Source organism: Pseudomonas sp. BSw22131, from assembly GCF_026810445.1.
GTDB lineage: Bacteria > Pseudomonadota > Gammaproteobacteria > Pseudomonadales > Pseudomonadaceae > Aquipseudomonas > Aquipseudomonas huanghezhanensis.
On sequence record NZ_CP113949.1, the window covers coordinates 4,645,774 to 4,658,586 of the forward strand.

Here is a 12,813-nt window from a genome sequence, read left to right on the forward strand (position 1 = left end):
TGCGGCACCCCGTCAAACCATTGGCCTAGCCCAATGCCGTGTCCATCACCATCATCACGCAAAAGCCGGAGACCAAACCCAGACTGGCAATACGGTGATGTCCGTTGCGCCGAGATTCGGGGATGATTTCATGGGTCACGACCAGCAGCATCGCGCCAGCCGCCAGCGCCAACCCAATAGGTAGCAGCAACTCGGCAACCGCCACCAGCCATGCGCACAGCACAGCGAAAAACGGTTCGACCAGACCGGACGCCGCGCCGATCAAAAAAGCCTTGAAGCGCGACATGCCAGCCCCCGCCAGCACCAGCGCGATTACCAGCCCCTCCGGGACGTCCTGAATGGCGATCCCCATGGCGAGGCTGTCGGCATGAGCCAGCCCCCCGCCCGCAGATACGCCGACTGCCATCCCTTCGGGAATGTTGTGAGCGATGATTGCGATGACGAATAACCATATGTTCGACGGGATCGCCGGATGTTCCGGTGACGGCGCAAGGCTGGCATCGCGGGACACCAAACTATCCACCGCAAACAAACCGATGGCGCCCAGCAAAATACCGAAGCTGATCAGCCCGCCTGCGCCCCAGGGCGTGAACCCCAGACCTTCGGCAGCGCTCAGCCCCGGCACGATCAGCGAGAAGGCGGTAGCCGCAAGCATGATGCCAGCACCAAAACCCAGCAACCCGTCGGACACCGCGACCGGCATCTTGCGGATCACCAACACGGGCAAAGCACCGAGGGCCGTCCCCAATGCACAGATCGCCCCGCCCTGCAGCGCTCGCAGCATCCGTGGCTCCAGACTCAACCAGGAAAAACCCTGCGCGATCAATAACCCCGTACCGACCAGTACCAGAATCGACCCCAGGGCCAGACGCAACAACCGTCCACTGCTGATCGCAAGAATGTCCGAACGCATAAACCGCCTTACTGCTCGTTATTACTAATAGTCACACCATGGCGGCGTGGTAACGCCTGGCCACTTCAGCCCAGTTGACGACGTTGTAGAAGGCGTTGATGTATTCAGGACGCCGATTCTGGTAACGCAGGTAGTAGGCGTGCTCCCAGACATCCAGCCCCAGGATCGGCGTGTTGCCGTTCATCAAAGGGCTATCCTGATTGCCACTGCTTTCCACCACCAGCGTTTTTCCGGGTGTCACGCTCAGCCATGCCCAACCACTGCCAAAGCGGGTTAGCGCGGCTTTAGTGAACGCGTCCTTGAACGCATCGAAACCGCCCAGTTGATCGTCGATCGCCTTGGCAAGCGCCTCAGTCGGCAAACCACCACCTTGAGGGCTCATTACTTCCCAGAATAGCGAGTGGTTGGCGTGGCCGCCGCCCTGATTGATTACCGCAGGTCGCAGTTTTTCAGGCAATTGCGCAACGTCGGCTACGAGTTTCTCAATCGGCCACTCGGCGTATTCGGTGCCTTCAACGGCAGCGTTGAGATTGTTGACATAGGTCTGGTGGTGCTTGCTGTAGTGGATTTCCATGGTTTGCGCATCGATGTGCGGTTCCAGGGCGTCGTAGGCGTAGGGCAAGGCTGGCAGGATAAATGGCATATCAATGAACTCCGAAAGAGAGGCTGCCCGCAGAAGCGGCATTTTGCGCAAGCGTAGAGCGCGAGTGCTCGCTATTGCTGTTGAGCAGACGATGGGTGCGGGGGTATTCGCCGTGCTCGGTGATAAATCCCAACAGCTCGGCGTAGGTTTTATGACTGTGCTCGAACGCGGCCTGACGCAACGCTGGAGTAAACCGGGCGTTCTGAATCACTTGCAGCAAGCGCTGGTGCGCTGCGCACAAGTACTCAGCGCTTTCCTCCGGCTGTTTGAGCGCCAAGTGCAGATCAGCGAGGTTGTGGTGGGAAATCACGAATGCAGCCACCGCCTCGTCGGCAACGCTCCAGCGCTCCAGCAGCACTTGAGCCAAGGCCAGCGCTTGCAGATAAAGCTCGCGGGCGTCGATGAGTTCGCCAGCATTGAAGCAACTATTACCCTTGAGGATCGTGCGTTTCCATTGCTCCATGGCGTGCCTCCAGTGGCGATGACAGTGGCGGTAACATTGGTCATGCCTCGACCCCGCCAATAAATGATATTCATTATTAAATGAGTTTGAGAATCAAAACAACCCCAACGCTGGATAGGCCCCGCTTATCCTGGGTCGACGTGATCCTTCTCCAGAGGTTTTGTGCAGGCAAAAAAAAGCCTGCTCACCGAATCGGTGGCAGGCTTTGGTGCGTCGATACTGCGGAGCGAATCAGCTGCCTGCGACGGTCATTTTCTCGATCAACACAGAGCCCGTGCGAATGTTGCTGCGCATCTCCAGATCGCTGCCGACCGCGATGATCTGCTTGAACATGTCTTTCATGTTGCCGGCGATGGTCACTTCCTGAACGGCGAATTGAATCTCGCCGTTCTCCACCCAGAAACCGGCGGCGCCGCGTGAGTAATCGCCCGTCACCATGTTCAGGCCACTGCCCATCAGCTCCGTCACCAGCAGCCCACGTCCCATGCGGCGGATCAAGGCGGCCTGGTCTTCAGTGCCATGTGAAACGAACAGGTTATGTACGCCGCCGGCGTTTGCAGTACTGGGCAGACCCAGCTTGCGGCCGGAGTAGGTGCTGAGGATGTAGGACACCAGGTCACCGTTTTCGACAAACGGCTTGGCGTACGTCGCCAGGCCATCACCGTCGAACGCCGAACTGCCCATCGCCCCCATCAAATGCGGACGCTCATCGATGGTCATCCATTCGGGGAACAACCGCTGCCCCATCGCGCCTTCGAGGAATGACGACTTGCGGTAAAGGTTGCCGCCCGAAATCGCGCCGAGAAAGCTGCCGAACAAACCGCCTGCCAGTTCCGCCGAGAACAGCACGGGGACTTCACAGGTCGGTACCGGACGCGCGCCCAATCGGCTGGCAGCGCGCTGTGCCGCTTTCTGACCAATGAGCCTGGCGTCCATCAGCAGCTCGCCCTGGCGATTGACGTCGTACCAGTAATCGCGCTGCATCTGGCCATCGCCTTCGGCGATCATCACGCAGCTCAGGCTATGACGGGTAGACGCATAACCGCCGATAAAACCGTGGCTGTTGCCGTAAACGCGGCAGCCCTGATGAACGTTCAGCGTGGTGCCATCGGCATTTTTGATCCGCGGGTCGGCATCGAAAGCGGCCGCTTCGCAGGTCAGTGCTCGCTCGATGGCCTGCTCCGGAGTGATGTCCCACGGGTGAAACAGGTCAAAATCTTTCAGGTCGCGAGCCATCAATGCGGCATCGGCCAGACCCGAAGCTTCATCTTCGGAGGTGTGTTTAGCGATTGCCAATGCCGCTGCAACCGTTTCACGAATGGCATCCGGACCACTGGCGGAGGTGCTGGCCGAACCTTTACGGTGCCCGACGTAAAGCGTGATACCAAAACCCTGGTCGCGATTGAACTCGACGGTTTCGACTTCGCGCTGGCGAACCGAAGTAGACAGCCCCTGCTCCAGTGACACCGCGACCTCACAGGCACTGGCACCCTGGCGCTTGGCTTCGGCGACGATTTGTTCGACCTGCGCCTGCAACGCTGGCAAAGCCTGCGGGCCGACGCTTTCTGATGCACTCATGACTTTCTCCATCAAATTCTGATTTCGGCGATGACCTAACACCCACCGGACCGGACAACTGGCCCCTGACTGGTTATCATGGCGGCGTTTATTTGCGGACTGCCCCCATGGTTGATTCTTACGACGACTCCTTCGACGGAGAGAAAAGCAAAACCCAGGTCAAGCGAGAGCTGCATGCTCTGGTTGAACTCGGCGAACGCTTGACGACTTTCAAGGCCGATGTACTGGCCAAACTGCCGCTGACCGACCCTTTGCGTCGTGCCTTGGCCGATGCTTCCAAGCACACCGCGCACATTGCGCGTAAACGACACATCCAGTTCATCGGCAAGCTGATGCGCGATCAGGACCTGGACGAGATTCTGGTGCTGCTCGATCAACTCGACGCCTCCACGCGCCAGTACAACGAGCGCTTTCACAACCTGGAGCGCTGGCGTGATCGCCTCGTCACCGGCGCCGATGATGTGCTTGAGCTGTTCGTCAACGAGTACCCGGAGGCCGATCGTCAACAACTGCGTTCGCTCATCCGTCAGGCTCAGCACGAAGCCGCACAAAACAAGGCCCCGGCTGCCACCCGTAAAATCTTCAAATACATCCGCGAGCTGGACGAAACCAAACGCGGACTGCGCTAAAACTGTCTGGCGCCGGCCCTCAAAAAGGTCCGGCGCGGCTTTTTCAACCCCGATTTTTCAAGAACCGGTGCCACCCACGGTGATCGCATCGATCTTCAGTGTGGGCTGACCAACGCCTACCGGCAGCGACTGTCCGTCTTTGCCGCAGGTACCCACGCCGCTGTCCAGCGCCAGGTCGTTGCCGACCATAGACACTCTACTCATCGCCTCAGGGCCGTTGCCGATCAACGTCGCGCCTTTGACCGGCGTAGTGATTTTGCCGTCTTCGATCAAATAGGCTTCGCTGGTCGAAAACACGAACTTGCCACTGGTGATATCGACCTGGCCGCCGCCCAGGTTGGCGCAGTAGATGCCGCGCTTGACCGAGGCGATGATTTCCGCCGGATCGCTCTGGCCGCCCAGCATGTAAGTGTTGGTCATACGTGGCATCGGCAGGTGCGCATACGATTCGCGGCGGCCATTACCGGTGCGCGCAACCCCCATCAGACGCGCATTCAGTTTGTCCTGCATGTAGCCCTTGAGCACACCGTTTTCGATCAGCGTCGTGCATTCAGTAGGGGTGCCTTCGTCGTCCACGCTCAACGAGCCGCGACGTCCAGCCAAGGTGCCGTCATCGACGATGGTGCACAGTTTGGACGCGACCATTTCACCCATCCGGCCGCTGTAGGCGGAACTGCCCTTGCGGTTGAAGTCGCCTTCCAGCCCGTGACCGACCGCTTCGTGCAACAACACACCGGACCAGCCGGAACCCAGTACCACCGGCAACGTGCCAGCTGGTGCCGGGATGGCTTCCAGATTCACCAGGGCCTGACGCAACGCCTCACGGGCGTAGCCCATGGCCCGGTCTTCGCCGAGGAAGTAACGATAATCGGTGCGACCGCCGCCGCCATGTCCGCCACGCTCGCGACGGCCATTCTGCTCCACGATCACGCTGACGTTAAAACGCACCAACGGGCGCACGTCCGCAGCCAGGCTGCCATCTGTAGACGCAACAAGAATGCGCTCCCAGACACCGGCCATGCTCACGGTCACTTGCTGAATACGTGAATCGAGCGCGCGCGTCGCGACGTCGATACGCTTGAGTAACTCGACCTTTTCAGCGCGGGTCATGACTTCCAGCGGGTTGTCCGGACCGTACAACTGCGCAACGTCCTGAGTGGTGAACGCTTGCACACGGCCGTTTTGCCCGGCGCGAGAGATCGAACGCGCCGCACGCGCTGCCAGGGTCAACGCTTCGGGGGTAATGGCGTTGCTGTAGGCAAATCCGGTTTTCTCGCCCGACTGGGCCCGCACGCCAACGCCCTGATCGAGGTTGAAGCTGCCTTCTTTGACGATGCCGTCTTCAAGCGCCCAGGATTCGGAAATCTGCCCCTGGAAATACAGGTCAGCGGCGTCGATTCCGGGGCCGGCAAGCTCGCCCAGCACTGACTGCAGGCTGTCGATGCTCAGGCCGCCGGGCGCCAGAAGGTGTTCGCTGACAGAGGACAAGTCGCTCATATTCACTCCGGGGTATTAGCAGGCCGCACAGCGCCCTGCGAAAAAAATCGCCGGTGATTCGACACCGGCATCCGCGCCCGTATGGACGCTTGTTCTTGACTGTCTCGTTGGGCCAGCAGCACGGCTTCACCCTGTGCCTGCTCGGCCAACACGCGGCCCCATGGATCTATGATCGCCGCGTGCCCAAATGTTTCCCTCGGCCCTTGATGGACCCCACCCTGCGCGGCCGCCAGTACGTAGCACTGGGTTTCAATGGCACGCGCACGCAGCAGGGTTTCCCAGTGCGCCGCGCCGGTCACAGCAGTGAAGGCCGACGGCGCGGTAATCAACTCGGCACCCGCCTCCCGCAACGCGGTGTACAACTCCGGAAAACGGAGGTCGTAACACACCGTCAGACCTAGCTTGCCGACAGGCGTGTCGACCACCACTACGCTATTGCCGTGGGCATAGTCATCGGACTCTCGGTAACGCCCGCGACTGTCGGCCACGTCCACATCGAACAGGTGCAGCTTGTCGTAACGCGCCAACGTCTGGCCGTGTTCGTCGACCAACAGCGAACACGCAGTGACTTTGCCCTCGGGCTGATCATCGGGAGGCAGCGGCAATGTTCCGGCGACTATCCATAACGTGAGGTCGCGAGCGGCCAGTTTCAACCATGGAAGAATGGGGCCTTCGCCATACGCCTCGGCGCGGCCGATATCAGCGACATCGCGCCGGCCCATGGCGGCGAAATTTTCAGGCAGCACCGCAAGCTTCGCACCCGAGGCGGCCGCCTGCTCCAGCAGGCGGCGGGCTTGAGCAAGGTTGCCCTGAACATCGCTCTGACTGACCATTTGAATCACGGCAAAGGACATAACCACTCCTCACTCGATAGACCGGTACTGTACTCCAAGCACCGGACGCAGGCTCATGTCGTCTGGCTATTGCAGCTTTTCAAAAGGTTTATCGAAGGTGATCTTCGGCTCTTTCCACGGGCCTTCGACTTTGTACTGGACACTGGCTAACCGGGAGACGCGATCACCCAGCAGCTTGTCGACCAGAAACAACGCCCCGCCAATGGCCGGGGCACCGACCAGCAACGCTGCGATGGGCAGGTTATTGGTGACCTGTAACGTCACCAGCAACTTCGCATCGACACGGTCTTTGACCATGTCCAGCGTGCCGTTGAGCTCAAGATTGGTAGAGGGGCCAGTCATGGTGATCGGATCACGCGTGACATAGACGCCGTCACTGGCCACCAGCAGGCCTTTGACACGGTCGTAACTCAGGCCCTTGCCAAGCAAGTCGGAGAAGTCCAGGCGCAGACGGCGACCAATCGAATTGAAGTTGAGCAAGCCGAACACACGCAGCGCCGTAGCACCGCCTTCCACTTCAACGAACGAGCCGTTGCGCAACGTGGCATCAAGGCTGCCTGAATAGCGTTTGAGACCCACCCACGCTGGCGAACCCGGCCAGCGACCGTCCGCATTCATCTCGAATTCCTGACTGGTCACCGTGGGCGCGAAACCCCATGCCTTGAGGATATCGGCCAGGTTCTTGCCCGTGACCTGCCCTTTGAACCAACTGCTGGTAGAACCCGGCGTACCTTCCCAGCCGCCGTTGCCCTTGAGCAACATGCCTTTGAGGCCCAGGTCCATGTCGGCTAGCTGCATACCATTGGCGGTCGGGCGGGTTTTCAATGACCATGCGCCCAGCAGTTGATCGCCCTGAAACACCTGAGTGACCTTGAGGTTCATCGACGGAATCTTGTGCGGATCGACATCAGCCAGCGGATCCGGCGCGTTTTCGACCACCGCAGCGTTCGGGTCAGGTGCCGGCAAGCGGATGTACAACAGGTTGATGTCGATGGGCGTGACCTTGCTGTCGGGTAACGTGGCCGTACCTTTCATCAGCGAGCTGTCCAGCGCCAGCGCCCAGGCAGCAGCGTTGCGATTGAGTTGAACGCTGGTTTGATTCAGCGTTAAACCCATGACGGTCAGTTTGCCGATCTGTAAATCCACGCTATTGACCAGTTGTTTTGCACTGTCTCCGGCATCATCGCCCGCGTAGCGCGCGACCATCGCCTGCCACGGCGCAACGTCCAGCTCGTCGAGAGAACCGCGCACCCTCAAGCCTTTCGCATCCGGCACTATCGCCCCGCCTTCGCCGATGAACAGCTCGCCGCGCCCATCGTCGAACTTGCCACCGGGGGCTGCGAACGCGAAGTTGGCAAGATTCCCGTAGCCGGCACTCAAGCGTCGCTCGGCACCCTGCAGGTTCATGCTGAAGTCGCTTTCGCGCTCTTCATCGGCCGCTTTGCCAAAGGGCGCGGGCAGGTCGACCGCCAGGCCTTTGAGGTTGGAATTGACCCGCAACTGGCTGTCGGCTCCGTTCAGCGTCACTTGCAACTGATAAGGCAGATCCCCTGAGACCGGCAGCGACTGGGTGACTCCAAGCCAGTCAGAGAGGCGTTTGACGCCGATCTGACTATTGGCGGCGATGCGTGTCACAGGCGCCCCCGGCTTGCCTTCGGCGAAAATCTGCGCCGTCACCGGTTTTTCGAACGCGATGGCCTTGATGTTCTTGCCGCTCAGCCCTTTGGTGTAATCGAAACGGAATTCACCTTTGAGCTGCGTCAGCTCCAGCGAAGGTTCTGCGAGCTTGAGCCGCGCGCCGTCGGTCTTAAAGTCAACGATGACTTTCGGCTCCTGGCCCTTGACCAGCGGAATATCGAGGTTGATATGCCCCTGCAGCGGCCCATCGCCCTGCCACCCGGCAAACGTCTGCGCCGTGCCGATGGGCGCTTCCTGAAGAATCTTCACGCCGTCGCCGAGCCCACCGGAAAAGTCACCGTCGACCAACAAACGGCTCGGCTGATTTGCCGAAACGTGCGGCACATCGACCGACACTTTGCTGACCTGAGTATTGAGCAGTCGGCCTTTGGAGGCGCGGACACGCACGCCACTGTTCTCCACGAACACGTTGCCATCGACGCCGGTCAGTTGCGGCCAGCCCGGCTGGAAAGCCAGCGTTGCGTTGCGCACTTTGAAGAACAGGCTGATGACGCGCGACACATCCGACGCATTCTTGTTGATAGAACCCTGGTACTGGAAAAACCCTTGATCGACATTGCCGCCGAGAATCGCTGTACGCAGCCATTCATCGAGCGCAGGGCTCAACACTTCCGGCAAATACTTGGCGGTGTAGCGCCCGTCGCCATCGACCATGCCCACGCGCAGGTCCATGTAGTCTTCCTGGGTGTGATCAAAGTTCAGACGGATCAGAAAGTCGCTGGCAATCTTGCCTTCGTCGCCCAGCACCTTGATGTAAGGCGCGATCAAGGTAAAACCCTGGTCGTCCACTGCATAGTTCAAGCGCGCTTCGGCGTGTTTATAACGCCACTGGTTGGCGAATATCGGGTCCAGATGCAGCATGAAGTCGTCGGTGTTCAACCGCAGCTCGCCCTGACCGAGGTCACCCGTGATCGAGCCGCTGACGTTACCCGCCGCCGGGGCACCCAAGTAGGCGTCAAAGCCAACTTTATCCAGGTTGGCGGCGAAGCTCAGGCGCTTGGCACCCGTGGCCTGCGGGCGGTAGTCGATCAGTGCATTGCGCAGCCCTCCGGTGACTTTCAAATGATCGACGATGGTCATGACTTTGTCAGGCAAAGGCGCCAACGAGTCGAGAAGCGAAGTGATCGGCGTCAGGTCCAGCCGATCCGCCTGTAGCTGCCAGACCTCTTCGCTGTCGGACGTTGCCACCGACTGCTGCAGTTGCATTCGGCTTTCCCACCGCTTGCTTCCCAGATTCATCGCCAGCGAGTCCAGTGTCACTGTGAGCCCGCTGTCGCCGCGTTTGGCCCACGCATTGAGCGCAAGATTCTCGATCTGGCTCGGCTTGCGATCAGCGTAATTACCCTTGAACAAAGGCGCGTTCAGCCGGGCGACTGCGCTCTGCACTGTGCCCTTGCCCCAGCTCAACCACAACTCGCCGCCAGCTTTGAGGCTTTTGATTTTCCAGTCGCGGGTCAGGCTTTTCGGCAACCATTGCGCCCATTCGCTTTGCGGCAGGCTCAAGTAGGCATCGGCTTCACCATCACGCCATTGTTGAGCCTGGACACGAGATTTGACGTTCAGCGCGAGCGGCTGGCCGTCCGGCAAGGTCAGTCGGGCATCGAGACGCTGGTGTGTGCTGCCGGTTTTCAGTGTCAGGCTGACATACGTGAGGGTGAGCGGCGCTTGAGCGTAGGGCTGGAGGGTAATCTGGCTGTCGAACACCGAAAGCCGCGAGACCATTTGCATCTGCGTAAGTACTTGCTCGGGTTCAAGGGATGTCTGGTTGCTGATCGGCAGCCCTTCAAGCGACCAGTGCCCATCCTTGTCTTCGCTCAGGCCTATGCTCACGCCGTCGAGCTCGATATTGGCCAGTCGCACCTCGCGGGCCATCAGGCTGCCCCAAAGGTCAGGCACCGCACGCACCTGATCGAGGCGCAGCGCACTGGCGCCCTCGCCCACCATGACATCGCGGGCTACGAACTCAGGTACGAACCTGCTCCAGCTGCCTTCGAGTCGACCGATGCTGAGCGGCATGCCCAAGGCAGCCTGCGCCTTGTTTTGCACCTCAATGCGGTATTCGGCAACCATCGGCGCCAGTTCGCGGCCCACGCTGACATACAGCGCAGTCAGCACCACGATCAACGCGCACAGGCTCAGGCCCCAACGCAGCAACGCTGCGAAAAACCGGGTCAGACGCTCCATGTGTCCGCGCCTCCCGTCAGGCAGAGCGCAAACAGCAACCGGCTCAGTCGTGCAGGTGTCGGTACTTCCCGGAAGTGCTCATTTACCACGCAACATTCTCTTTAAAGGGCATCCATGCCGTCGGCCCCTCGGGCTCGACTTTCTGATTTTGTCATTCGTCATGCATCGCGGAGCGTGCTTAAGCACAGTCAGAGCAGGACAACGTCGTATTGTTCCTGCGAATACATCGTTTCAACCTGGAAACGAATGGTTCGGCCGATGAACGCTTCAAGTTCTGCCACATTGCCAGACTCTTCATCGAGCAGCCGATCAACGACTTTCTGGTTGGCCAACACCCGGTAACCTATCGCTTGATACGCACGGGCTTCACGCAGGATCTCACGGAAAATTTCGTAGCAGATGGTTTCAGGGGTCTTCAGCTTGCCGCGGCCCTGACAGCTGCTGCATGGCTCACACAGCACCTGCTCAAGGCTTTCGCGGGTGCGTTTGCGCGTCATCTGCACCAAGCCCAGTTCAGTAATGCCGATGATGTTGGTCTTGGCATGGTCGCGTTCGAGCTGCTTTTCCAGCGTGCGCAGAACCTGCCGCTGATGCTCGGCGTCTTCCATGTCAATGAAGTCGATGATGATGATGCCGCCCATGTTGCGCAGGCGCATCTGCCTGGCAATCGCGGTGGCGGCTTCCAGGTTGGTCTTGAAAATGGTTTCTTCGAGATTGCGATGACCGACGAACGCACCAGTATTGACATCAATGGTGGTCATGGCTTCAGCGGGGTCGATCACCAGATACCCCCCGGACTTGAGCGGCACCTTGCGCTCCAGGGCTTTCTGGATTTCGTCTTCGACGCCATACAGGTCAAAGATTGGCCGTTCGCCCGGATAGTGCTCGAGACGGTCGGCGATCTCTGGCATCAGTTCGGCAACAAATTGCGTGGTCTTTTGAAATGTCTCACGCGAATCGATGCGAATCTTCTCGATCCTCGGGCTGACGAGATCACGCAAGGTACGCAGTGCAAGGCCGAGGTCTTCGTAAATGACGCTGGGCGCACCGATGGTTTTGATCTGTTCGCCAATCTGATCCCAGAGCCTGCGCAGGTAGCGGATGTCCATCAGGATTTCATCAGCGCCTGCACCTTCAGCCGCCGTGCGCAGGATAAAACCGCCCTTCTCCTTGATGCCTTCTTGCACCACGCAATCGCTGACCACCTTCTTCAAGCGCTCGCGTTCGGCCTCATCCTCAATCTTGAGGGAAATGCCCACGTGCGCCGTGCGGGGCATGTACACCAGATAGCGCGAGGGGATCGATAGCTGAGTGGTAAGACGTGCACCTTTGCTGCCAATCGGGTCTTTGGTGACTTGCACCACAAGGCTTTGACCGTCATGCACCAACGAAGCAATGCCTTCGACCGCCGGGCCTTCACGCATGGATATTTCCGATGCATGAATGAACGCGGCGCGGTCCAGGCCGATGTCAATGAACGCTGCCTGCATACCCGGCAACACACGTACAACTTTGCCTTTGTAAATATTGCCGACGATCCCGCGACGCTGGGTGCGCTCGACGTGGACTTCCTGCAGAACACCATTTTCGACAACCGCCACGCGCGACTCCATCGGCGTGATGTTGATCAGAATCTCTTCACTCATGACGGGTTACCTTCCATGCATTGCCAACAGGGTATGCCGAAACGCTGGAGGATTTCTGCGGTTTCGCACAGTGGCAAACCAACGACTGCGGAATAGCTGCCATTGAGACTCTCGACGAAAATAGCGGCCAACCCCTGAATCGCATAACTGCCGGCCTTGTCTTGCGGCTCGCCGCTGGCCCAGTAAGCGCGTGCTTCTTCGGCAGACACTGCGCGAAACCTGACGCGACTGCTGACCGTGCGCGTCTCGCAGCGCTGTTGATCAACCACCGCAACGGCGGTAAGCACCTCGTGTTCGCGGTTCGACAACGCGGCAAGCATCGCCAACGCGTCGGCTTCGTCCACCGGCTTGCCCAGAATTCGGCCATCGAGAACCACAGCGGTGTCTGCACCCAGCACGCAGGCGGTTGGGTAACCTGAGTCATTGGCCAGCGACAGCAGGCCAGCATCGGCTTTGCCGCGCGCCAGACGCGCGACGTAATCAGTTGGAGATTCGTTTTGAAGCGGGGTTTCGTCAATATCAGCAGCAAGCGTGGTGAACGTCACGCCGATCTGGGAGAGCAATTCGCGCCGACGAGGGGAGCCAGAGGCCAGGTGAAGTTGGGGCATGGGACGTCTCCGTGTCAGTGATTTCAGCTTGGACTGCTTACGCGGTAGGGCGCGAGCGAGCTTTCTGCCGTTGCATTTCTTTGTGGGAGGGAGCTTGCTC

At 59.5% G+C, this 12,813-nt stretch carries 10 protein-coding genes; 1 reads left to right on the forward strand and 9 read right to left on the reverse strand.

The window, feature by feature from the left end:
- Nucleotides 1-25: 25 nt before the first annotated feature.
- From OYW20_RS21065 to pmbA, 4 genes are all read right to left on the reverse strand, one after another.
- The gene (locus OYW20_RS21065; RefSeq protein ID WP_268797845.1) at nt 26-913 is read right to left on the reverse strand and encodes a ZIP family metal transporter; all 888 of its coding nucleotides are present in this window, start codon (nt 911-913) and stop codon (nt 26-28) included.
- Nucleotides 914-944: 31 nt separating this feature from the next.
- Nucleotides 945-1,556 carry a superoxide dismutase gene (locus tag OYW20_RS21070; RefSeq protein ID WP_268797846.1) on the reverse strand — a complete coding sequence of 204 codons (612 nt, stop codon included), beginning with the start codon at nt 1,554-1,556 and terminating at the stop codon, nt 945-947.
- Between the two features lies 1 nt (nt 1,557).
- On the reverse strand, nt 1,558-2,019 hold the full coding sequence (locus OYW20_RS21075; protein WP_268797847.1) for a hypothetical protein: 462 nt from the start codon (nt 2,017-2,019) through the stop codon (nt 1,558-1,560).
- Between the two features lie 231 nt (nt 2,020-2,250).
- On the reverse strand, nt 2,251-3,597 hold the full coding sequence (gene pmbA, locus OYW20_RS21080; protein ID WP_268797848.1) for a metalloprotease PmbA: 1,347 nt from the start codon (nt 3,595-3,597) through the stop codon (nt 2,251-2,253).
- 107 nt (nt 3,598-3,704) lie between these two features.
- Here pmbA and yjgA point away from each other — a divergent pair, with 107 nt between their 5' ends.
- Nucleotides 3,705-4,226 carry a ribosome biogenesis factor YjgA gene (gene yjgA, locus OYW20_RS21085; RefSeq protein ID WP_268797849.1) on the forward strand — a complete coding sequence of 174 codons (522 nt, stop codon included), beginning with the start codon at nt 3,705-3,707 and terminating at the stop codon, nt 4,224-4,226.
- A 57-nt stretch (nt 4,227-4,283) separates the two neighbouring features.
- Here yjgA and tldD read toward each other — a convergent pair whose 3' ends face one another.
- The 5 genes from tldD to OYW20_RS21110 form a co-directional block, all read right to left on the reverse strand.
- The gene (tldD, locus tag OYW20_RS21090) at nt 4,284-5,723 is read right to left on the reverse strand and encodes a metalloprotease TldD (RefSeq protein ID WP_268797850.1); all 1,440 of its coding nucleotides are present in this window, start codon (nt 5,721-5,723) and stop codon (nt 4,284-4,286) included.
- A gap of 2 nt (nt 5,724-5,725) precedes the next feature.
- Entirely contained in the window at nt 5,726-6,577 is an 852-nt protein-coding gene (locus OYW20_RS21095) for a carbon-nitrogen hydrolase family protein (RefSeq protein WP_268797851.1), read from the reverse strand.
- A gap of 66 nt (nt 6,578-6,643) precedes the next feature.
- Entirely contained in the window at nt 6,644-10,459 is a 3,816-nt protein-coding gene (locus OYW20_RS21100; protein ID WP_268797852.1) for a YhdP family protein, read from the reverse strand.
- A 188-nt stretch (nt 10,460-10,647) separates the two neighbouring features.
- Nucleotides 10,648-12,105, reverse strand: a complete 1,458-nt coding sequence (gene rng / locus OYW20_RS21105; protein ID WP_268797853.1) for a ribonuclease G — start codon at nt 12,103-12,105, stop codon at nt 10,648-10,650.
- Nucleotides 12,102-12,713, reverse strand: coding sequence for a Maf family protein (locus OYW20_RS21110; RefSeq protein WP_268797854.1), 612 nt, complete (start codon nt 12,711-12,713; stop codon nt 12,102-12,104). The genes rng and OYW20_RS21110 overlap by 4 nt, the downstream gene beginning before the upstream one ends.
- Nucleotides 12,714-12,813 lie beyond the last annotated feature (100 nt).

Bases quoted from the DNA above. Each gene is read 5' to 3' on its own strand.
- OYW20_RS21100 (WP_268797852.1), bottom strand. From the start codon at position 10,459: ATGGAGCGTCTGACCCGGTTTTTCGCAGCGTTGCTGCGTTGGGGCCTG.
- rng (WP_268797853.1), bottom strand. From the start codon at position 12,105: ATGAGTGAAGAGATTCTGATCAACATCACGCCGATGGAGTCGCGCGTG.
- OYW20_RS21075 (WP_268797847.1), bottom strand. From the start codon at position 2,019: ATGGAGCAATGGAAACGCACGATCCTCAAGGGTAATAGTTGCTTCAAT.
- OYW20_RS21110 (WP_268797854.1), bottom strand. From the start codon at position 12,713: ATGCCCCAACTTCACCTGGCCTCTGGCTCCCCTCGTCGGCGCGAATTG.
- OYW20_RS21065 (WP_268797845.1), bottom strand. From the start codon at position 913: ATGCGTTCGGACATTCTTGCGATCAGCAGTGGACGGTTGTTGCGTCTG.
- yjgA (WP_268797849.1), top strand. From the start codon at position 3,705: ATGGTTGATTCTTACGACGACTCCTTCGACGGAGAGAAAAGCAAAACC.
- OYW20_RS21070 (WP_268797846.1), bottom strand. From the start codon at position 1,556: ATGCCATTTATCCTGCCAGCCTTGCCCTACGCCTACGACGCCCTGGAA.
- tldD (WP_268797850.1), bottom strand. From the start codon at position 5,723: ATGAGCGACTTGTCCTCTGTCAGCGAACACCTTCTGGCGCCCGGCGGC.
- pmbA (WP_268797848.1), bottom strand. From the start codon at position 3,597: ATGAGTGCATCAGAAAGCGTCGGCCCGCAGGCTTTGCCAGCGTTGCAG.
- OYW20_RS21095 (WP_268797851.1), bottom strand. From the start codon at position 6,577: ATGTCCTTTGCCGTGATTCAAATGGTCAGTCAGAGCGATGTTCAGGGC.